This is a genomic window from Microvirga sp. 2YAF29 (assembly GCF_052114605.1).
GTDB lineage: Bacteria > Pseudomonadota > Alphaproteobacteria > Rhizobiales > Beijerinckiaceae > Microvirga.
Genome location: NZ_JBFRFB010000002.1, coordinates 279,895 through 300,240, shown reverse-complemented (window position 1 = coordinate 300,240; position 20,346 = coordinate 279,895). Strand labels below are relative to the sequence as shown.

Genomic DNA, 20,346 nt, shown 5'->3' with positions numbered 1-20,346 from the left:
GCATTGACCGAAAGACATGCCCCTTCATCCCACATCGGCCATGACGCAACAATGGCGAAGAGCGTCATGCACCCGAAGCATCTGTGACGGGCGGCGCGTGCCTGACGGCCCACCCCTCTTTTTGATAGACTTAACCCCGCTTTTCCCTTCGTGCTATGTCACCTCACATGAGGGGCCTCGAGGCCCATGCGGAGCAGACCATGACTTTGACATCCAAGACCGCCGTCGTCACGGGTTCCACCAGCGGAATCGGGCTGGCCATCGCCCGGGCTCTCGCCAAGGAAGGAGCGAATGTGGTCATCAACGGCCTCGGCGACGCGGCCGAGATCGAAAAGACTCGCGCCGCAATCGAGAGTGAGTTCGGCGTGAAGGCTGTTTATTCGCCGGCCAACATGCTCAAGGGCGAGGAGATCGCCGACATGATCCATCAGGCCGAGAAGACCTTCGGCAGCGTGGATATCCTGGTGAACAACGCTGGCATCCAGTTTGTCTCGCCGGTCGAGGAATTTCCAGTCGAGAAATGGGACCAGATCATCGCGATCAACCTCACCTCCGCGTTCCACGGCATCCGCGCGGCGGTACCCGGCATGAAGGCGCGCGGATGGGGCCGAATCATCAACACGGCCTCCGCCCATTCCCTCGTGGCCTCGCCGTTCAAATCGGCCTATGTAGCGGCCAAGCATGGCATTGCGGGCCTCACGAAGACCGTGGCGCTCGAAACCGCGACCCACGGCATCACGGTGAACTGCATCAGCCCCGGCTATGTGTGGACGCCGCTGGTCGAGAGGCAGATCCCCGACACCATGAAGGCGCGCGGCCTCACTAAGGAGCAGGTTATCAACGACGTGCTGCTGGAAGCCCAGCCGACAAAGCAGTTCGTGACGGTCGATCAGGTGGCGGCGATGGCCGTGTTCCTGTGCTCGGATGCCGCGAGCCAGATGTCCGGCGCGAACATCTCCATGGATGGCGGCTGGACCGCGAAGTAAGTCACCGCATTGTCATCCCGGACGGCGTAACCGATCCGGGATCGGCTTCAGAATAGAGCACTGTCATTCCGGGGCGCCGAAGGCGAGCCCGACCCGAAGGACCGCGCCGAAGGCGTGGAAACCCATAACCACGACGGTGCTGAGAAGAACGCAACGGGGCCCGCTCGTTTCATTCTACATCTGTGGCGGCTATGGGTTCCGGGCTCCGCTGCGCGGCCCCGGAATGACAAAAGGGTTCAGCGATCCCGGATCGGCCATGCCGTCCGGAATGACAATCATTGGTTCGCAAATCGATCCGTCGTTTCGATCAGATGATGCGTGATGCCCGGCTCGCTCACCGCGTGTCCCGCATCCGGCACAATGGTGAACTGCGCTTCCGGCCAAGCCCTGTGCAGATCCCACGCGGATTTTGCCGGAGTGGTGATGTCGTAGCGGCCCTGGATGATCACGCCGGGAATGTCCTTGAGCTTATGGGCATCGCGGATCAGTTGCCCTTCCTCGAACCAGCCATTGTTGACGAAGTAATGGTTCTCGATGCGCGCAAAAGCGATGGCGTAATGCTCGTCGCCGAACTGGTCGCTGTAACCTTGGTTGTGGAGCAGCGTGATCGTCTCGCCTTCCCACAGACTCCAGGCCCGCGCGGCCTTGGCGCGAACAGCGGGATCGGGATCGATCAGACGCTTGCGGTAGGCGGCCATCAGGTCGCCGCGTTCTTCTTCCGGAATCGGTGCGAGAAAACCTTCCCACTTGTCGGGGAAGATCCAGGACGCGCCTTCCTGATAGTACCAGAGCAGTTCCGAACGACGCAGGGTGAAGATCCCGCGCAGCACAAGCTCGGTCACGCGTTCAGGGTGAGTTTCCGCGTAGGCAAGGGCGAGGGTGGAGCCCCAGGAGCCGCCGAACACCATCCACTTGTCCACACCGATCATCTCGCGCAGGCGCTCGATGTCGGCCACGAGATGCCAGGTGGTGTTGGCCTCCAGGCTTGCATAGGGCGTCGAACGTCCGCAGCCGCGCTGGTCGAAGAGAAGGATCTTGTATTTTTCGGGGTCGAACAGGCGCCGCTGGGTCGGCGTGCAGCCGCCGCCGGGGCCGCCATGCAGGAACACCACGGGTTTCCCGTCGGGGTTGCCGCATAATTCCCAATAGACCCTATGCCCGTCGCCCACATCGAGCATGCCGTGGTCGTAGGGTTCGATCTCGGGGTAGAATGTGCGCATGGGAAAAGGCTCCGAAAAATCAGAGCTTATCCATAACCATGGGGCAGGGTGAAGTCACCTTTGAGAAGGGTTCGTGAGCCGGCTTCAGACCCACTAGCATGTCGTTGCACTGTCATATAACTTTGCAACTGGGGAACAGGGTAATAGCCCGTCCATATGGAGGATGAATAATGTTGACCAAACGCGCCAGCTTGAAGCTGGCTACCGCTTTCGCCGCACTGATGATCGCCGGATCGGCCCAGGCCGCCGATAAGCTGCGGCTCCTGACGTGGTCGGGTTACGCACCGGCAGACGTGATCGAGCAGTTCACGAAGGAAACCGGTATTGAGGTGGAGGTCACGACCTCCAACAACGAGGAGATGATCTCCAAGCTGCGCGCCACGCAAGGTGCTGGCTTCGATATCGTCCAGCCGAGCCAGGATCGCATTGCCGGCCCGCAGGCCGAATTCGGCATCTACAAGCCGCTCGATCTCTCCAAGCTCAAGTCCGATCTCTTCATCGCCTCCATGCTGGAAGCGACCAAGAAGAACACCACCATCGACGGTAAGGTCTACGGCGTCCCCCATATCTGGGGCACGGACGGTCTCGTCGTGAACGTGAAGACCGCGCCGAAGGTTGCCGATTACAACGATCTCTGCGATCCGTCGCTCGCCGGCAAGACTAGCTTCCGCGCCAAGCGCCCCGCGTTGATCGCGTTCGCCTTTGCCAACGGCATGGATCCTTTCGCAGCTTATGGCGATGTGAAGGCCTATTCCGCGCTGATGGACAAGGTCGGCGCCACGCTTGCCGAGTGCAAGAAGAACCTTAAGTTCTTCTGGGAAGGCTCGGACCAGCTCCTCAATGCCGTGCGCTCCGGCGAGATCGCCGCCGCCATGGCATGGGATACGGGTGGCTGGAAGCTCAATGCCGAAAACGCCGACATGAAGTTCATCGCGCCGAAGTCGGGCGCTCTGGGCTGGGTCGACACCTTCGCGATCCCCTCCAAGGGCCGCAATGACGACGCCGCCTACAAGTGGATCAACTTCAACATGCGTCCTGAGATCGCCGCGAAGGTGGCCGCTGCCGCCGGCAACTTCACGGCTTCCAACGGCGCCGACAAGCTCATGCAGGGCAAGCTGAAAGATCAGTTCGCCGAGAGCTTCCCGAAAGCCGCCATCGACAACATCAAGTGGTATCCGGCCGTGCCGGCCGGCCTCGAAGAGATCGAGGGCAAGATCCTCGACCGTCTGAAAGCCGGTTCGTAAGTCTCCACTTCGCTTCAATATCATCCCCCGGCTTGCCCGGGGGATGCCTGTTTCTATGCTTGTTCCGGCAGTGCCATGGCTCATTCATCCGATCTCGATCTCGTCAACGTCATCAAGCGTTTCGGCTCCTATGCAGCCGTCAACGATGTGAGCTTCAGCGTCGCTCCCGGTGAGTTCTTCTCCATTCTCGGGCCCTCCGGCTGCGGCAAGACCACGCTGATGCGCATGATCGCAGGCTTCGAACATCCGACCTCCGGCGACATTCGCATTCGAGCTAAGTCGATGATCGGCGTTCCGGCCAACAAGCGCCCGGTGAACATGGTTTTCCAGAGCCTCGCGCTCTTCCCGATGATGAGCGTGGGCGAGAACGTTGCTTACGGTCTCACCTGTCGCGGCGTGTCGCGCGCGGAGGCCGAGGAGCGCGCCAGCCGCATGCTGGAGCGCGTGGGCCTCAAAGGCTTCGGTGAACGCCGCGTGACGGCGCTCTCCGGCGGCCAGCGCCAGCGCGTGGCGATTGCCCGCTGCCTCGTGCTCGAGCCGACACTCGTGCTTCTCGACGAACCGCTCGGCGCACTCGATCTGAAGCTGCGTGAGCACATGAAGATCGAGTTGAAGCAGCTGCAAGGTACCTTCAACACGACATTCGCCTACATCACGCACGACCAGTCGGAAGCGCTGGTCATGTCCGACCGCATTGCGGTCATGAACCAGGGCAAGTTCGAGCAGGTGGGAAGCCCGCGCGAGCTCTACCACAATCCGGCAACGCCCTTCGTCGCCAGCTTCGTCGGCGAGACGAACAAGTGGCAGGGCGAAGCAGCGGCTGCCTCCAACGGGGCCATCTCCGTGCGCCTGCGTTCCGGCACGGTGGTGCAGGGTCAAGGCAAGGTCGCGGACAAAGCCTTGCTCGCCTTCGTGCGCCCCGAGGCCGTCGCATTGGCACAGGATTCGTCCGCATTGAGCAGCCTGCCCAATCGCTTCGAGGGCCGCGTCTCGGCGGTGCTGTTCGACGGCGCGAATTCGAGCCTGCTCATCGACGCCTCCGGTTTCGACCAGCCCGTCCGCGCGGTGCTGCCGCAGGCGGGGCCGCTTGCCGGCATCCAGGTCGGCGCGCCGATCCATGTGGGCTGGACGGCGGATGCCATGAAGGTGTTCGCCGCATGAGCAAGAAACCGGCCCAGAGCCTCACGCTCTTCCTGCTCCTGGCTCCGGCCGTTCTGTGGCTGGGCCTGCTCATTGTGCTGCCGCATGTGGAGATTCTCGTCCTTTCCTTCAGCGAGCGCGTGGCACCGCGTGTTTACACCTTCGGCTTCGGCAACTACCTCGAATTCTTCACCGAGCCGCTTTACTGGCGCACCTTCGCACGCACGGCGATCATGTCGATCATCGTGACCGCACTCACCCTTGTGCTCGCCTTTCCCATCGCTCTCTATATCGCCCGCGTGGCGCAAGGCCGCCTGAAGGCGATGCTGCTGCTGCTCTGCCTGCTACCTTTCTGGGTGTCGGAGCTCGTGCGCACGCTCGGCTGGATGATCCTTCTGCGCGAGACCGGCATTATCTCCTATACGCTTCGCGCTATAGGGCTTGCCGATCAGCCGGTGGAATTGCTCTACAACGACGGCGCGGTGATCCTCGGCCTTGTCTATGGGGGCCTGCTCTTCATGATCGTGCCGCTGGCAAACGCGCTGGAAAGCCTGGAGCCGTCCGTGGTGGAAGCGGGCTACGATCTCGGCGGCAGCCGCTGGACGGTGCTGCGCCGCATCGTGATTCCGCATGCTATGCCCGGCATCGTCGCCGGTTCTATCATCGTGTTCATGCTCAGCGTCGGCAATTTCGCGACGCCGGTTCTGCTCGGTGGTAAGAACGGGTTGTGGTTCACGGAGCAGATCTACGCGCAGTTCATCACGCGCTTCAACTGGCCGCAGGGTGCTGCCTTCGGCATCCTTCTCCTCCTGTTGTCCTCCGCCATCGTGGGGGTGGGCCTGCGCCTCACCGGGCAGAGCCTCGGCACCACCTTGAAGCAGGCATGACGCCATGAACCGTCCAACCCTTTCCTGGAAGCTCTACATCGCGGCGTTCTACATCTTCCTGTTCGCGCCACTCCTCGTGGTGGCGATCTTCGCCTTCAACGCGAGCCCGTTCCCGTCGCCGCCCTGGCGCGGCTTCACGCTGGAATGGTTCACCGGCACGGGCGCGGCTGGAGCCAAGCCCGGTGTGCTGGTCGATCCCATCTGGCTGGATACCATCGCCAACAGCTTCAAGGTGGCGATCCCCGTGGCGCTGCTCGCCGTGTTCATCGGCACGGTGAATGCCTGGGTGCTGGAGCGCGCGGAATTCCCCGGCAAGACGTTTTTGTCCATGATGATGCTCTGGCCGCTCGTCATCCCGGGCGTCGTGCTCGGCATCTCGATCCTCGCCTTCTTCTCGCGGGTGGCGAACGGGCTCGAGGAATGGCTTCAGACGGATCTCGATTTCCTGCGACCCGGCCTGCCGCTGGTGGTTCTGGGCCAGCTCTCGTTCATCCTGACGATCTCCACGCTCATCATCGCCGCGCGCCTGCGCAAGTTCGACCGGTCGCTGGAAGAAGCAGCCTTCGATCTCGGCGCCAGCCGCCTTCGCGTGCTGCGCACGGTCACGCTGCCGTTCTTGAGGCCCGCGCTCATTGGCGCGGGCTTGGTCGCGTTGCTGATGTCGTTCGAGAACTTCAACACGACCCTGATGCTCGTCGGCTCAGATTCGCCGTTGCCGATCACCATGTACGGCCAGATGCGCGAAGGCGCATCGCCAGCGATCAATGCGGTGAGCCTGCTGCTGATGCTGGGTGTGGGCGGGATCGCGAGCGTCTTCGCGCTGACGGCTAAGGCTGAGAGATAATGAGCGCGCACATTCCGTAAGAATGGCTCAGCGCTCGTCGAACTTGTGAGCGATACACGTATCTGTAAACGTGTAAGTCATCATAACAGCTTGAAGAGATTGTACGAATGTCAGAACAATATGCCCTCGGCGACCTGTCGAGGGCATATGCGTTTTGAAATCGACGCTGCTTTCAGTCCATTTGACGTCGGAGATCTGGAACTCCTCACCGTCAATGAAGTCACACCCTCTTACACGGATGCCGTTCGGGTCTGCAGAGACAACATACTCTGAGCGTCCGTCATCTTCTTCCGATCGCCACCGCCCGATTAAAGGGTGATGGCTCAGAAGCGGTGTTACGATCCCCATTAGTCTCTCACACTCTCACCGCCCCCAGGTGCGCTCCAGCACGTTCACCCAGTTCTCGTAGCAGAGCTTGCGCAGGGTCGCTTCGTCGTAGCCGTGCTTGCGCATGGCATCGACCAGGCGAGGGAGGCCGCGCACGTCGCCGATCTCGGCGGGAATGGTGGCGCCGTCGAAATCGGAACCGAAGCCGACGCTGTCCACGCCTACATGCTCGATCAGGTGATCCATGTGGCGGATCATCTCCTCCAGCGGCGTGTCGTCATTGCGGCGACCGTCCGAGCGGATGAACGAGGTGGCGAAGTTCACGCCCACCATGCCGCGGCTTTCGCGGATCGCGGCGAGTTGCTTGTCGGTGAGGTTGCGGGAATGCTGGCACACCGCATAGGCGTTCGAGTGGGTGGCGACGAGCGGCGCGTCGGATAGCTTCGCCACGTCCCAGAAACCTGCCTCGTTCAGGTGCGACAGATCGATCATGATCTTCAGGCGGTTGCACGCTTGCACGAGCGCGCGACCGCGCTCGGTGAGGCCGGGGCCGATATCCGGCGTGGCGGGGAAGCGGAACGGCACGCCGTGGCCGAAGATATTGGAGCGGCTCCAGACCGGGCCGATGGAACGCAGGCCGCTCTCGTAGAGCACGTCCAGCATATACAGGTCGGGATCGATGCCTTCAGCGCCCTCGATATGCAGGATCGCGGCGAGCTTGCCGTTGTCGAGGCAATGCCGGATGTCGGCGGCACTGCGGCAGATCTTCACCTCACCGTTCGAGGCGCGCTCGATGCGGATCAGCAGCGACGACATATGCACGGTCACGTGCTGGCTGGCGCTGAAGGGCAGCGGTAGCGGCAGGGGCACGTCGTATCGCGCGTTCGACATTAGCGCGTCGACATCCGTTCCCATGTCCTCGGAAGGCACATAGACCGCGAAGAAGCCGCCGAACATGCCGCCCTGCTTCATGCGCGGCCAATCCATGTGGCCGATATTGTCGCCTTCCAGGAACGCCTTCTCAGGCTGAATCTTGCCGCGCATGAGGCGGAGAAGAACATCGTTGTGGCCGTCGAAAACGGGCATCGGGGCGGAAGAGGACATCGGTTTTCTGCTCTTCAGATGAAATGAATGAAACTCAACCGGCGAAAGCCGGAGCCGGTTGGGATGGATCGCGCGTGAAGCCCTGGCTCGCCTGGATCAGGGACTGCGTATATTCATTGGAAGCTTGGCCGCTGCGCAAAGCTATCGATGTCGTTTCCTCCACCGCTTCGCCGTGGCGCATGACCAGAAGACGCTCGCACAGATGCGCGACGACCGCGAGGTCGTGGCTCACCAGAATATAGGTCAGGCCGTATTTGCGGCGCAGATCATCCAGAAGGTTGAGAATTTCCGCCTGCACCGAGGCATCGAGCGCCGAGGTAGGCTCGTCCAGAAGGAGGACCTTCGGGCGCAGGATCAGCGCGCGCGCAATGGCGATGCGCTGGCGCTGGCCGCCGGAGAGCTGGTGCGGATAGCGGAAGCGGAAGGAGGGGCCGAGGCCGACTTCCTTCAGCGCCTGGACGATGCGCGTTTCCGCGTCCTTCTCGCCATGAATGGCGAGCGGCTCGGAGAGTGTGTCGTCCACCGTATGACGGGGGTGTAGGGAACCGTAGGGATCCTGAAACACCATCTGGACGGTGCGGTAGAATTCCTTGCCGCGCGGCGTCGTCACTTCCTTGCCGTCAACCTTGACGCCGCCGCCTGAGATTGGCGCAAGGCCACAGATGGCGCGCAGCACCGTTGACTTGCCGGAGCCGGATTCGCCGACGAGCCCGTAGGACGCGCCTTGCTCCACATGGAAGCTCACGTCCTTGACGGCGTCGACCCGCATGCGGCCGGTGCCGTAGACGACTTTGAGGTTATGAATATCGAGCATTGTTCTTCAATCCCCCGTTCACAGAGCCCACGAGGGGTCGCGGTTGAGGGTAGGGAGCGGGCGAACATCGTTCGCGAGCGTCGGCAGACAGCGCATGAGGCCCTGCGTGTAGGGATGCTTGGCCTCGCGCAGGTTCTTCGCCTCCAGCTCCTCCACCACGCGGCCCGCATACATCACGAGCACGCGGTCGCAGAAGGATGAGACAAGCTTCAGGTCGTGCGAGATGAAGATGAGGCCCATGCCGCGCTCGGAGACGAGCTCGTCGAGAATGCGCAGGATCTCCATCGACACCGTAACGTCGAGCGCGGAGGTCGGCTCGTCGGCGATGAGAAGGTCGGGATCGGTGACGAGCATCATGGCGATCATGGCGCGCTGGCCCATGCCTCCCGACACCTCATGCGGGTAGAGGGAGAAGACGCGCTGCGGATCGCGCATCTTCACCGCTTCCAGCATGGCGAGCGACTTGTCGCGCGCTTCCGCACGGCTTGCCTTCTTATGCGCCTGATAGGCCTCGATGATCTGCTCGCCGATGGTCATGACCGGGTTCAGCGAATATTTCGGGTCCTGCATCACCATGCTGATGCGGCCGCCGCGCAATTGGCGCAGCGTGCGCTTCGAGGCTGTTTGCAGATCGATTCCGTCGAACACGAGACGCTTGGCCGTCACTTCGCCGGGCGGCGGCGTAAGGCCGAGGATCGCGCGGCCGGTCTGCGACTTGCCGGAGCCGGATTCGCCGACGATGCCCAAGCGCTCGCGGCCGAGCTGGAACGAGATGCCGCGCACCGCCTCGACGATCCCGGTGCGAAGATGAAAGCGGACGCGCAGGTCCTCGACTTCGAGAAGCGGCTTCGTCATTTGGCAGCCTTCGGATCGAGAACGTCGCGCAGGCCGTCACCCAGCAGGTTAAAGCCCAGGCTGACCACGAAGATGGCGATTCCCGGCATGGCGGCGACCCACCATTGATCGATGAGGTAGTTGCGGCCTGTGGCGACCATCGCGCCCCATTCGGGTGCGGGCGGCTGCGCGCCGAGGCCGAGGAAGCCGAGGCCCGCCGCGGTGAGGATGATGCCCGCCATGTCGAGGGTCACGCGCACGATGAGCGATGAGAGGCAGAGCGGCACGATGTGGCGCAGGATGATGCGCGGCGTGGAGGCGCCCTGCAGCTTCACGGCCGCGATGAAATCGCTGTTGCGGATCATCAGCGTCTCAGCACGGGCGATGCGTGCGTAAGGCGGCCAGGACGTGATCGCAATAGCGATGACGGCGTTCTCGATGCCCGGGCCCAAAGCCGCCACGAAAGCCAGCGCCAGCACGAGGCGCGGGAAGGCGAGGAAGATGTCGGTGATGCGCATGAGCACCGTATCGACCCAGCCGCCGAGATAGCCGGAGACGGTGCCGACAAGGAGGCCGATGGGCGTCGCGATGATCGACACTAGCACGATCACGAACAGCGTGATGCGCGAGCCGTAGACGATGCGCGAAAATATGTCCCGTGCTTGATCGTCCGTGCCGAGCCAATAGGTTTCGCTCGGCGGCAGGAGGCGCTGCGTGCGCAGATCGCCGCCGGAGATGGGCGAATAGGGCGCGATGAAATCCGCGAAGATGGCCACGAAGAGCAGCAGCAGCACGATGCTGAGGCCCAGCACGGCAAGCGGGTTCGTCGTGAACGAGCGCCAGCCGAGATAGAGGCGGCCGAGGCGGGCCTGCCAGCGGGAATGCGGCTCTGCGGAGAGAAGCCACGCCCGCATGCCGGTGGGTTGGGAGAGGGGGGCACCAGCCATCAGCGGGTCCTCGGATCGAGTAGACGATAGAGCAGATCGGAGACGAGATTGAGCAGCACGAAGACGGTGCCGATCGCCAGCGTTCCGCCCAGCACCGCGTTCATGTCCGCATTCTGCAGGGAATTGGTGATGTATTGGCCAAGACCCGGCCATGCAAACACGGTTTCGGTGAGCACGGAGCCTTCAAGCAGGTTCGCGTAGGATAAAGCAATTACGGTGACCAGCGGCACGGCCGCATTGCGCAATGCGTGTTTCCAGATCACGCGCATTTCTGACAGACCCTTCACCCGCGCAGCAATCACATATTCCTGAGCCAGCTCGTTGAGCATGAACGAACGCGTCATGCGGCTGATATAGGCGAGCGAGAAATAGCCGAGCAGACATGCGGGCAGGAGGATGTGCGAAACCGCATCCCAGAACGCATCCCACTGCCCCTGCATGGCGGTGTCGAGCAGCACGATGCCCGTGACCGGCGTGTAGAGATAGGAATAGGTCACGTCGATGCGCCCAGGCCCCGCGACCCAGCCGAGCTTGGCGTAGAACAGCAGCAGTCCCATGAGTCCAAGCCAGAAGATCGGAATGGAATAGCCAGCCAATCCGAGAAAGCGCACGACTTGGTCGATGATGCTGCCGCGCTTCACCGCGGCGAGAACGCCGAGCGGGATCCCGATGAACGTGCCGATCAGGGTGCCGAGCGTCGCCAGCTCGAAGGTTGCCGGAAAGGCATTGATGATGTCCGTCATCACCGGATTGGTGGTGAGAACCGAATTGCCGAAATCGCCGGTAACGGCTTTCTTCAGATAGATCCAGAATTGCTGAATCATCGGCAGATCGAGGCCGAGTTCCTGGCGCGCGCGCTCATAGACATGCGCGGGAGCCCTGTCGCCGACGATGGCGATCACCGGATCGATGGGAACGACGCGGCCGATGAAGAAGGTGACGGCAACAAGCCCGAGCAGGGTCGTCGCCAGCACGACAAGAAATTGAACGATCTTTGTAAGGTAGAAGCGGAGGGCATCGTGCCCTCCGCCTCCGTTCGCGATTGAAGATGCCATCGAGAGATTAGTTCTTCTTGGCTTGAGCGACGCTGTTGGTGTCGAAGGACGGACCGATGATGAAGCCATCGACGTTCTTACGCTGGGCAGCGACTTCGATTTCCTGCAGGTAGATGATGAACGGGCCATCATCCATAACCGCCTGCTGCAGCTCCTTGTACATCGTGGCGCGCTTCTCGGCGTCTTTCTCGAGAACGGCGGCGCGGGTTTTTGCCGTCAGCGGGCCCGGATCCCAGGCGTTACGCCAGGAGAGGGGCTTGGCCTTCGCATCGTCCTTGTTGTCGTCGTTCGCGGCAAAAGTGTCGGCGTTGGTGTTCGGGTCCTGATAGTCGGCACCCCAGCGGCCGATATAGATATCGTGCTGGCGGGCGCGGTATTTGGTCAGGGTCTGCTTGCCGTCGCCCGGGATGATTTCGAGCTTCACGCCAGCCTGCGCAAAGGTGTTCTGGATGGCCTGCGCCGTGCCGGTGACGTCGGCGGTGGAGCGGGTGTCCATGGTCACGGTGAAGCCGTCCTTCAGGCCTGCCTGCGCGAGCAGTTCCTTCGCCTTGGCGACGTCGAGCTTGTAGGGGTTTTCCGTAACTGCACCCAGGAAGCCCTTAGGCAGGAAGGCCTGATGGACGGTGCCCTTATTCTTCATGATCGTGTCGGCGATGGCCGCGTAATCGACGAGGTACTTGAGCGCCTTGCGGACTTCGGGTTTCGCCAGGTTCGGGTTCTTCTGGTTCAGGCCGAGATACCAGAGGCCGCCCTTCGGACCGGAATCAACCTTGATGTCAGCGTTCTTCGAAACGGCTGCGATCTCTTCCGGGTTCAGGTTGCGGGCGATATCCACGTCGCCCTTCTCAAGCATCAGGCGCTGAGTCGCCGTTTCCTTAATGTGGCGGTAGATCACGCGAGCAAGCGGTGCCTTCTTGTCGTAGTTCGGGTTGCGCTCCAATACGACGACTTCGTTCGCCTTCCAATCGCGGATCGAGAAGGGGCCGGAACCGGCATACTTGGTCTTCAGCCAGTTATAGCCCATGTCGCCGTCTTTCTCGTTCTGCATGACGAGCTTCTTGTCGACGATCGATGCGACGCTGGAGGTCATGCAATACAGAACGAAGGTCGGGGCGTAAGACTTGTCGAGCTCCATCGTGAACTCGAAGGGACCAGTCTGCTTGATCTTGTCCTTGACGGTGTCCTTCGTGAAGCCGAACTGACCGAGAATGAAGGCCGGCGACTTGTCGAGCATCACGGCGCGCTGGAGCGAGTACACTGCGTCCTCGGCCGTCAGCGGGTTGCCGGAGGCGAACTTCTTGCCCTGGCGGATCTTGAAGGTGAAGGTCTTGCCGTCGGGAGAGACCGTCCAGGACTCGGCGACCTCGCCGTAGATCTTGGAAACGTCCTTGTAATCATAGGCGATCAGGCGCTCATAGGTGTTGCCCAGGAGTTCGGAAGCCGTGAACTCGAATACCTCGGCCGGATCGAGCGAGATGATGTCGTCCATCTGCCAGGCTTGGACCAGGGTGTCCGGGGGCGTCGCAGCCTGAACGGCAGAGAACGAGGTGGCCATGGTGGCGACCATCGCGGCGGATAGGAGGAATTTCGGTAGCATTTTCATAGGCCAGTTCCCTTAAGCGCTGCATGCGCCTTTTTGCGGCGATGTATGAATGCAAATCACACAGGCTCTGTCGAGTCTAGCAACTGGTTTTAAACTGGCAAACATTGCTTGGAGTGATTAATGCCTGTGCATCCCTGTTACGGCTTTGCCTTGCGGGGTGACCTATGGCAAAGCCTTGCGAACCTTAATCTCTGGATGAAACACAGTGTCTGAAGAAGCCAAGAAGACCGGTGCCAACACCATGTGGGGTGGACGGTTCTCGTCCTCGCCGAGCGCGCTCATGGAAGCGATCAACGCCTCCATCGACTTCGACAAGCGCCTTTATGCTCAGGACATCCAGGGCTCCATCGCCCACAGCGCGATGCTCGCCAAGCAGGGCATCATCGCAGAGAGCGCCCGTGATGCGATCCACCAGGGCCTCCAGCGGGTGCTGGGCGAGATCGAGACAGGAAGCTTTACCTATTCCAAGGCGCTCGAAGACATTCACATGAATGTGGAGAGCAGGCTTCGCGAGATCGTGGGCGATCCCGCGGCGCGCCTGCATACGGCGCGGAGCCGCAACGATCAGGTCGCCGTGGATATCCGCCTCTGGATGCGCGATGCCCATGACCGCACCGAGGAGCAGCTGACAAACCTCATCAAGGCGCTGCTGAACAAGGCGGAGAAGAACGTCGCGACCGTGATGCCGGGCTTCACGCATCTCCAGAGCGCGCAGCCGGTGACCTTCGGTCATCACCTCATGGCCTATGTGGAAATGTTCGGCCGCGACCGCAGCCGCATCCGCGATTCCCGCAAGCGCCTCAACGAGTGCCCGCTCGGCGCGGGCGCGCTCGCCGGCACGTCCTTCCCCATCGACAGGCACATGACCGCGAAGGCGCTGGGCTTCGACGGTCCGACGCGCAACTCGCTGGATTCCGTGTCGGATCGCGACAGCCTGCTGGAGTTCATGGCGGCAGCCTCGATCAGCGCCGTGCACCTGTCGCGGCTGGCGGAAGAGATCATCATCTGGATGTCGGCGCCGTTCGGCTTCGTGAAGCTGCCCGACCGCTGGACCACCGGTTCCAGCATGATGCCGCAGAAGCGCAATCCCGATGCGGCGGAGCTCGTGCGCGGCAAGTCCGGCCGTATCTTCGGCTCGCTGATGGCCGTGCTCACCATGATGAAGGGCCTGCCGCTGACCTATTCCAAGGACATGCAGGAGGACAAGGAGCAGGTCTTCGACGCCGCCGACAGCATCGAGATCGTGCTCGCCGCCATGACCGGCATGATCGAGGATCTGAAGCCCGTGCCGGAGCGCATGGCGGCGGTTGCCGGAGCCGGTTTCTCCACGGCGACCGATCTCGCCGACTGGCTCGTCCGCTCGCTCAACATCCCCTTCCGCGACGCCCACCACGTGACAGGGCGCATCGTCTCGGAAGCCGAGCAGCGCGGCTGCACCCTCGAAGAACTGCCGCTTGAAGTCATGCAATCCGTGGAGCCGCGCATCCATAAGGGCATCTTCGACGTGCTGGGTGTTGAGAACTCGGTCCGCTCGCGCACGAGCTTCGGCGGCACCTCGCCGGTCCAGGTGGCCGAGCAGGTGGCTTGGTGGCGCGGCAAGGTCTGAGGCTCGGCCGTTTACCTTGAATTCGGGTCCAGCTGGGCTGTCCCGGCCGGACCCTTGATCCGCCCAGGAACCATATCCATATTGCTGTCAGCGGCCGGCAACGGTCGCCTGAGTGCCGCATGAGCGGGCTCAAATTCCGAAGTGCCTCTAACCTTGGGCTTCGTACATGTCGCGTCAGTCGCCCTTTGGGCACCCGTTTCTGTTAGGCTTCGACGAGATCGAGCAGGCGCTCGACCGCGTCGCGAAAGCCGCCGGGGATGGATATCCGCCCTACAATATCGAGCGCCTTGCTCGCAACGAGCACGCTCCTGAGCGTCTGCGCATCACCCTGGCTGTCGCCGGCTTTACCCGGGATCAGCTGGAAGTGACCCTGGAAGAGAGTCAGCTCGTCATCCGGGGGCGTCAGTCCGACGACAAGACAAGGCACTTCCTTCATCGCGGCATCGCTGCCCGCCAGTTCCAGCGCACATTCCTCCTTGTCGACGGCATGGAGGTGACGGGCGCGGATCTGTCCAATGGCCTGTTGTCGATCGATCTGGCTCGGCCTGAGCCGGAGCGGATCGTCCGCAAGATCAACATCATCGCCTCGGACAAGGTGTGACGGCAGCCGCATAAGGAGAAGGCCATGAATTTCGATATCACCAATCATGCCGGACAGCCTCTGGATGTGGCCGAGCTGGCCAATCTGGGCCTCGGCGATGTGGCCTATGTGAAGCCCCTGCGCTCCGACGACGTGGCGCGGCTCTTTCCCCAGGCCCCGAAACTGCAGCCCGGCATGGAGCTTTTCGCGCTCCTCTCCGCCAGCGGCGAGCCCATCGTCCTCACCGATTCCAAGGACGCGGCAGTCGCCAACGCATGGGCGCATGACCTGACGACGGTGAGCCTGCATTAAGGCTCACCTAAACCTTTCAAGCAATCGCCTCGATGGCGCCGATCAGGCGCTCCAGATCCTCATCGCGCGAGAGGCGGTGATCGCCGTCCTTGATGAGCGTCAGGGAAACGCTGTCGCCTGGCAGGCGCTCCACGAGCTGGAGGGCGTGGCTCCAGGGCACGTCCGGGTCTTCCATACCTTGCAGGATATGCACGGGGCAGCCGGTCTGGATCGGCCGTCCCAGAAGGAGATGGCGGCGCCCATCCTCGATCAGCTTCTTCGTGATGGGGTAGGAATCCTCCGAATAGGCGGAGGGCCGGTAATAGACGCCTGTTTCCTCGAGGCCCTGGCGCAGGCCCTCGGGAAAACGGTCCCACATGAGCCGCTCCGTCATGTCGGTGGCGGGAGCGATCAGCACGATGCCGATAGGGGCGAGGGCAGGGCGCCTGGCCATCAGCTCGCGTGCTGCCAGCAGGGAGATCCAGCCGCCCATGGAAGAGCCGACGAGGATGGGGCGCTCCGTGAGGTGGGTCTCCATCACCGCAAGCGCCTCCTCCAGCCAGCGGGAGATGGTGCCTTGCTCGAAATCTCCCCCTGATTCGCCGTGTCCGCTATAGTCGAAGCGGAGGAAGGCGCGGCCATTCTTTTCGGCCCAGGAATCGATAGCGCCGGCCTTGGTGGCCCGCATGTCGGACTTGAAACCCCCGAGCCAGACCACGGGCGGCCCCTTGCCCTCGCGGGAGATCACGGCGATCTGGCGTGCGTCGGCCTCTTTGCCGACCGTGACGCTTTGCTGCATGGTTAACCGATCCTCAACTGCTTTGAAGCAAGCGTTTAATAGCGATTCTGTGATTCCATTTAAGAAGGCTCTTACATCGGTGAGTTTTTCAGCGCGACCTGGCGGAGGAGCGGCTTTTCCGTCATCCCAGGTCCATCCCCTGGCGGGAAGGACAATCCTGCAGATCATTCCGGAGCTTGAAGCCGGTGGTGCGGAGCGTACCACCGTCGATATCGCCGAGGGCCTGGTGAATGCCGGCGCACGGGCGCTCGTGGCCACCGATGGCGGACGGCTCGTGGGGGAGTTGCAGGCCAAGGGCGGCATCTGGATTCCCTTTCCGGCGGCCACGAAGAACCCGATCTCGATGCTTCTCAACGTGCGCAAGCTCGCCAAGATCTGCCACCGCGAGAAGGTCTCGCTGATCCATGCCCGCTCCCGCGCTCCGGCCTGGGTGGCTTTGGGGGCGGCGCGCAGCCTCCACATCCCCTTCGTGACCACCTATCACGGCAGCTATTCCGGCCGTTCCTCGGTGAAGGTCCTCTACAATTCGGTCATGGCGCGGGGCGACGTGGTCATCGCCAATTCGCAATATACAGGAAACCTGATCCGCTCGATGCATCCCCAAGCCGGCGACCGGGTGGGAGTGATCTATCGCGGAACGGATTTCCTGAAGTTTTCCCCCGGGGCGGTCGCGCCGGAGCGGATCGAGGCTTTGCGGAAGGCCTGGAAGGTGGCGCCCCACGAACGAGTGGTGCTGCTGGCGGCCCGTCTGACGGGCTGGAAGGGCCAGAAGGTCCTGATCGAGGCGGCGGCCAGGCTACGCGACAAGGGCCTGACGGATGTCGTCTACATCCTCGCCGGCGATCCGCAGGGGCGCGATTCCTACGTGAAGGAACTGGACGGCCTGATCGCGGAAAGGAAGCTGAAGGACATCGTGCGCCGGGTCGGCCATTGCACGGATATGCCGGCGGCCTTCCTGACCGCCGCCGTCGTGACGGTGCCGTCCACGGAGCCGGAAGCCTTCGGCCGCTCGGCGGTGGAGGCCCAAGCCATGGGCACGCCGGTCGTGGTGTCGGATCTGGGGGCGGTGCCGGAGACGGTTCTCTCCCCTCCCGCTGTAGCGCCGCAGGAGCGGACCGGGTGGCGCGTTCCGCCGAACGACTCGGAGGCTTTGGCCGATGCCGTCGGGGAGGCCCTCGACCTGGGCGCCAGCGCCCGGATTGCGCTGGGCTCCCGCGCCCGCGCCCATGTGGAGCGCCACTTCTCGCTCGAACGCATGGTTTCCAGCACGCTGAATGTGTATTCGGCTCTTCTGGAGAACCATTTTACCCATAGAACAAGTTGACTTCGCGCCATTTTGGGCGAAATGTCAGATCATTCTCGGCAACGTTGAGTATCCTGCAGAGGCCTGAGGCCAAGTCTGCTCTCTCAACTGAGCCCTTAAACAGGAGATAAGAGCCATTCGTCGTCCCATGAGACCCATGCCGGTGCCGCAGAAAGACGGTCCGCGCGCCAACCGAGACATTCGCGGAGTCCGCGAAGTTCAGCTGATCGATGACACCGGACAGAACAAGGGTGTAGTGCCCTTCTTCGATGCCCTGCGCGTAGCCGAAGACGCCGGCCTCGACCTGGTGGAAATCTCGCCGAACGCCACTCCTCCGGTCTGCAAAATCCTCGATTACGGCAAATTCCGCTTCCTTGAGCAGAAGAAGGCCGCCGAGGCGCGCAAGAAGCAGAAGACTGTCGAGGTCAAGGAAATCAAGCTGCGTCCGGGCATCGACGATCACGATTACGACGTCAAGATGAAGGCCATGAAGAGCTTCTTCGAGGAAGGCAACAAGGTGAAGATCACCCTGCGCTTCCGCGGCCGCGAAATGGCGCATCAGTCTCTCGGCCTGAAGGTTCTCGACCGGGTCAAGGCCGATGTGGGCGATATCGCCAAGGTCGAGATGGAGCCGAACTTCGAAGGCCGTCAGGTCGTCATGGTGCTCGCACCTCGGTAAAAGACTCCATTTCCAGCAAGATTCATGGCCGTCGGGGTTCCGGCGGCCATTGCTTTTTGGGCGGCCTTCTGCCATAAGCCGCCCTTCATCGAACCGCCCGGCTGTTAGGGCTGCCGTGGCGGTTTGTGTTGCTCACAGTAGCAATATGGGTTGAAAGGGCGGGTTTCCCGCTCTCAAGGCCTGACCAAAGGAGAGCAAAATGCCCAAGCTGAAGACGAAATCGGGCGCGAAGAAGCGCTTCAAGATCACTGGCACCGGCAAGGTCGTTTACGCCCAGGCCGGCAAGCGCCACGGGATGATCAAGCGGACCAAGAAGCAGATCCGCAACCTGCGCGGCACCACGACGATGTTCGAGGGCGACGCCTACAACGTGAAGAAGTACTTCCTGCCCAACGGCTAAGGCGGTCTTCCCAACACATCCCGGATATTGAAGGAGTTTTCCCATGGCACGCGTCAAAAGGGGCGTTACGTCCCACGCCAAGCACAAGAAGGTTTTTAAGGCCGCCAAAGGTTTCTACGGCCGCCGCAAGAACACCATCCGTATCGCCAAGCAGGCGGTCGAGAAGAGCATGCAGTATGCGACGCGCGATCGTCGCAACAAGAAGCGCACCTTCCGCGCTCTCTGGATCCAGCGTCTCAACGCTGCCGTCCGCCTGCATGACATGACCTATTCCCGATTTATCGACGGTCTCGGCAAGGCTGGGATCGAGGTCGATCGCAAGGTTCTGTCCGAACTGGCCATCCACGAGCCGGCGGCTTTCGCTGCCTACGTGGAAGCTGCCAAGGCCGCCCTGCCGCAGCAGGCCGCCTAAATCGGATAGACTAGCTTTCGGTGCGGCTGGGTTTCAGTCGCACCGCCTTACTCCCCCTTCTCCGAGACCATCCGCGCTGACGGCTGATTGCTGTCGGTTGCGACCACGCGGCTCGGATATCTTCACGGTTCCTGCGCCGCGCCTCACTTGAAAGCGCTTAGCATCAGGCTAGGGACCGATGACCGATCTCAACCAACTCGAAACTGACCTGCTTTCCCAGGTCGACGCCGCCGGCAATGAGGCGGCCCTCGAATCCGTGCGCGTGTCCGCGCTCGGCAAGAAGGGCTCCGTCTCCGAACTCCTGAAGACTCTCGGCGCCATGACGCCGGATGAGCGCAAGGAACGCGGCCCCCTCATCAATGGCCTGCGCGATAAGGTGCAGGGCGCGCTCGCCGCCAAGAAAGAGACTCTGGCGGAGTCGGCTCTTGAGGCCCGTTTGTCCGCCGAGCGCATCGACGTGACGCTGCCCGTGCAGGAAGCGCCCGAGGCTCGCGGCCTCATCCACCCGATCAGCCAGGTGATCGAGGAACTAACGGCGATCTTCGCCGATATGGGCTTCTCCGTGGCGGAAGGGCCGGATATCGAGACCGACTACCTCAACTTCACGGCGCTGAACTTCCCCGAAGGCCACCCGGCCCGCGAGATGCACGACACCTTCTTCCTCGCTCCCGACGCGAAGGGCGAGCGCAAGGTGCTGCGCACGCACACCTCGCCGGTGCAGATCCGTACGATGCAGACGCAAAAGCCGCCGATCCGCGTGATTATTCCGGGCCGCACCTATCGCCATGACTCGGACCAGACGCACACACCGATGTTCCATCAGGTCGAAGGCCTCGTCATCGACAAGCAGGCGAACATCGCGCACCTGAAGTGGATTCTCGAAGAGTTCTGCAAGGCCTTCTTCGAGGTCGATCAGGTGAAGATGCGCTTCCGCCCGTCGTTCTTCCCCTTCACCGAACCGTCGGCTGAAGTGGACATCCAGTGCTCGCGCAAGGGCGGCGAAATCCGCTTCGGCGAGGGCACCGATTGGCTCGAAATTCTCGGCTGCGGCATGGTGCATCCGAACGTGCTGCGCAATTGCGGCCTCGATCCCGATGAGTACCAGGGCTTCGCCTGGGGCATGGGCATCGACCGCATCGCGATGCTGAAATACGGCATGCCGGACCTGCGCCCGTTCTTCGAGGCCGATGTGCGCTGGCTGAACCATTACGGCTTCCGCCCGCTCGACATCCCGTCCCTCGTCAGCGGCCTGACTTCGTAAAGGAGAGCAA

21 protein-coding genes are annotated in these 20,346 nt (G+C 62.2%); 13 read left to right on the top strand and 8 right to left on the bottom strand.

Features of this window, described 5'->3' with window-relative positions:
- Window positions 1-200: 200 nt before the first annotated feature.
- On the top strand, window positions 201-986 hold the full coding sequence (locus tag AB4Y85_RS03805; protein ID WP_441983520.1) for a 3-hydroxybutyrate dehydrogenase: 786 nt from the start codon (window positions 201-203) through the stop codon (window positions 984-986).
- 275 nt (window positions 987-1,261) lie between these two features.
- Here the strand turns inward: AB4Y85_RS03805 and pip are convergent, their stop codons facing one another.
- A complete protein-coding gene (gene pip / locus AB4Y85_RS03800) occupies window positions 1,262-2,206 on the bottom strand; it encodes a prolyl aminopeptidase (RefSeq protein ID WP_441983519.1) in 945 nt (314 codons plus the stop codon).
- A 170-nt stretch (window positions 2,207-2,376) separates the two neighbouring features.
- On the opposite strand from pip, the gene AB4Y85_RS03795 reads away from it, so the two are divergent.
- From AB4Y85_RS03795 to AB4Y85_RS03780, 4 genes are all read left to right on the top strand, one after another.
- Window positions 2,377-3,450, top strand: a complete 1,074-nt coding sequence (locus AB4Y85_RS03795) for an extracellular solute-binding protein (RefSeq protein WP_441983518.1) — start codon at window positions 2,377-2,379, stop codon at window positions 3,448-3,450.
- Between the two features lie 75 nt (window positions 3,451-3,525).
- The gene (locus AB4Y85_RS03790) at window positions 3,526-4,611 is read left to right on the top strand and encodes an ABC transporter ATP-binding protein (RefSeq protein ID WP_441983517.1); all 1,086 of its coding nucleotides are present in this window, start codon (window positions 3,526-3,528) and stop codon (window positions 4,609-4,611) included.
- Complete coding sequence (locus AB4Y85_RS03785) at window positions 4,608-5,477, top strand: ABC transporter permease (protein WP_441983516.1); 870 nt, start codon at window positions 4,608-4,610, stop codon at window positions 5,475-5,477. The genes AB4Y85_RS03790 and AB4Y85_RS03785 overlap by 4 nt, the downstream gene beginning before the upstream one ends.
- Window positions 5,478-5,481: 4 nt before the next feature.
- Entirely contained in the window at window positions 5,482-6,321 is an 840-nt protein-coding gene (locus tag AB4Y85_RS03780; RefSeq protein ID WP_441983515.1) for an ABC transporter permease, read from the top strand.
- 363 nt (window positions 6,322-6,684) lie between these two features.
- Here the strand turns inward: AB4Y85_RS03780 and AB4Y85_RS03775 are convergent, their stop codons facing one another.
- From AB4Y85_RS03775 to AB4Y85_RS03750, 6 genes are read right to left on the bottom strand one after another with little or no spacing between them, the layout of a single operon-like run.
- Window positions 6,685-7,752, bottom strand: a complete 1,068-nt coding sequence (locus tag AB4Y85_RS03775; RefSeq protein WP_441983514.1) for a dipeptidase — start codon at window positions 7,750-7,752, stop codon at window positions 6,685-6,687.
- A gap of 34 nt (window positions 7,753-7,786) precedes the next feature.
- Entirely contained in the window at window positions 7,787-8,566 is a 780-nt protein-coding gene (locus AB4Y85_RS03770; protein ID WP_441983513.1) for an ABC transporter ATP-binding protein, read from the bottom strand.
- Window positions 8,567-8,584: 18 nt separating this feature from the next.
- Window positions 8,585-9,421 (bottom strand): ABC transporter ATP-binding protein, encoded by an 837-nt coding sequence (locus AB4Y85_RS03765; RefSeq protein WP_441983512.1) that lies wholly within the window; start codon window positions 9,419-9,421, stop codon window positions 8,585-8,587.
- Complete coding sequence (gene nikC / locus AB4Y85_RS03760) at window positions 9,418-10,347, bottom strand: nickel transporter permease (protein WP_441983511.1); 930 nt, start codon at window positions 10,345-10,347, stop codon at window positions 9,418-9,420. The genes AB4Y85_RS03765 and nikC overlap by 4 nt, the downstream gene beginning before the upstream one ends.
- Window positions 10,347-11,402, bottom strand: coding sequence for an ABC transporter permease (locus AB4Y85_RS03755; RefSeq protein ID WP_441983510.1), 1,056 nt, complete (start codon window positions 11,400-11,402; stop codon window positions 10,347-10,349). Before AB4Y85_RS03755 ends, nikC begins: the two co-directional genes overlap by 1 nt.
- Window positions 11,403-11,409: 7 nt before the next feature.
- Window positions 11,410-13,005, bottom strand: a complete 1,596-nt coding sequence (locus tag AB4Y85_RS03750; RefSeq protein WP_441983509.1) for an ABC transporter substrate-binding protein — start codon at window positions 13,003-13,005, stop codon at window positions 11,410-11,412.
- 205 nt (window positions 13,006-13,210) lie between these two features.
- Here AB4Y85_RS03750 and argH point away from each other — a divergent pair, with 205 nt between their 5' ends.
- The 3 genes from argH to AB4Y85_RS03735 all read left to right on the top strand — a co-directional run bounded on the left by argH (window position 13,211) and on the right by AB4Y85_RS03735 (window position 15,503).
- Window positions 13,211-14,611: an argininosuccinate lyase gene (gene argH / locus AB4Y85_RS03745; protein WP_441983508.1), complete on the top strand. Its 1,401-nt coding sequence runs from the start codon at window positions 13,211-13,213 to the stop codon at window positions 14,609-14,611.
- A 166-nt stretch (window positions 14,612-14,777) separates the two neighbouring features.
- Complete coding sequence (locus tag AB4Y85_RS03740; RefSeq protein ID WP_441983507.1) at window positions 14,778-15,212, top strand: Hsp20 family protein; 435 nt, start codon at window positions 14,778-14,780, stop codon at window positions 15,210-15,212.
- Window positions 15,213-15,236: 24 nt separating this feature from the next.
- A complete protein-coding gene (locus tag AB4Y85_RS03735) occupies window positions 15,237-15,503 on the top strand; it encodes a DUF1150 family protein (protein ID WP_441983506.1) in 267 nt (88 codons plus the stop codon).
- Window positions 15,504-15,519: 16 nt separating this feature from the next.
- On the opposite strand, the gene AB4Y85_RS03730 is transcribed toward AB4Y85_RS03735, so the two are convergent.
- Window positions 15,520-16,281, bottom strand: a complete 762-nt coding sequence (locus AB4Y85_RS03730) for an alpha/beta hydrolase (protein WP_441983505.1) — start codon at window positions 16,279-16,281, stop codon at window positions 15,520-15,522.
- Between the two features lie 79 nt (window positions 16,282-16,360).
- On the opposite strand from AB4Y85_RS03730, the gene AB4Y85_RS03725 reads away from it, so the two are divergent.
- The 5 genes from AB4Y85_RS03725 to pheS all read left to right on the top strand — a co-directional run bounded on the left by AB4Y85_RS03725 (window position 16,361) and on the right by pheS (window position 20,336).
- Window positions 16,361-17,605 (top strand): glycosyltransferase family 4 protein, encoded by a 1,245-nt coding sequence (locus tag AB4Y85_RS03725; protein WP_441983504.1) that lies wholly within the window; start codon window positions 16,361-16,363, stop codon window positions 17,603-17,605.
- 136 nt (window positions 17,606-17,741) lie between these two features.
- Entirely contained in the window at window positions 17,742-18,263 is a 522-nt protein-coding gene (infC, locus tag AB4Y85_RS03720) for a translation initiation factor IF-3 (protein WP_441983703.1), read from the top strand.
- Window positions 18,264-18,462: 199 nt separating this feature from the next.
- Window positions 18,463-18,663 (top strand): 50S ribosomal protein L35, encoded by a 201-nt coding sequence (rpmI, locus tag AB4Y85_RS03715; RefSeq protein ID WP_109598789.1) that lies wholly within the window; start codon window positions 18,463-18,465, stop codon window positions 18,661-18,663.
- Window positions 18,664-18,706: 43 nt separating this feature from the next.
- A complete protein-coding gene (gene rplT / locus AB4Y85_RS03710) occupies window positions 18,707-19,075 on the top strand; it encodes a 50S ribosomal protein L20 (protein ID WP_441983503.1) in 369 nt (122 codons plus the stop codon).
- Between the two features lie 178 nt (window positions 19,076-19,253).
- On the top strand, window positions 19,254-20,336 hold the full coding sequence (gene pheS, locus AB4Y85_RS03705; protein WP_441983502.1) for a phenylalanine--tRNA ligase subunit alpha: 1,083 nt from the start codon (window positions 19,254-19,256) through the stop codon (window positions 20,334-20,336).
- Window positions 20,337-20,346 lie beyond the last annotated feature (10 nt).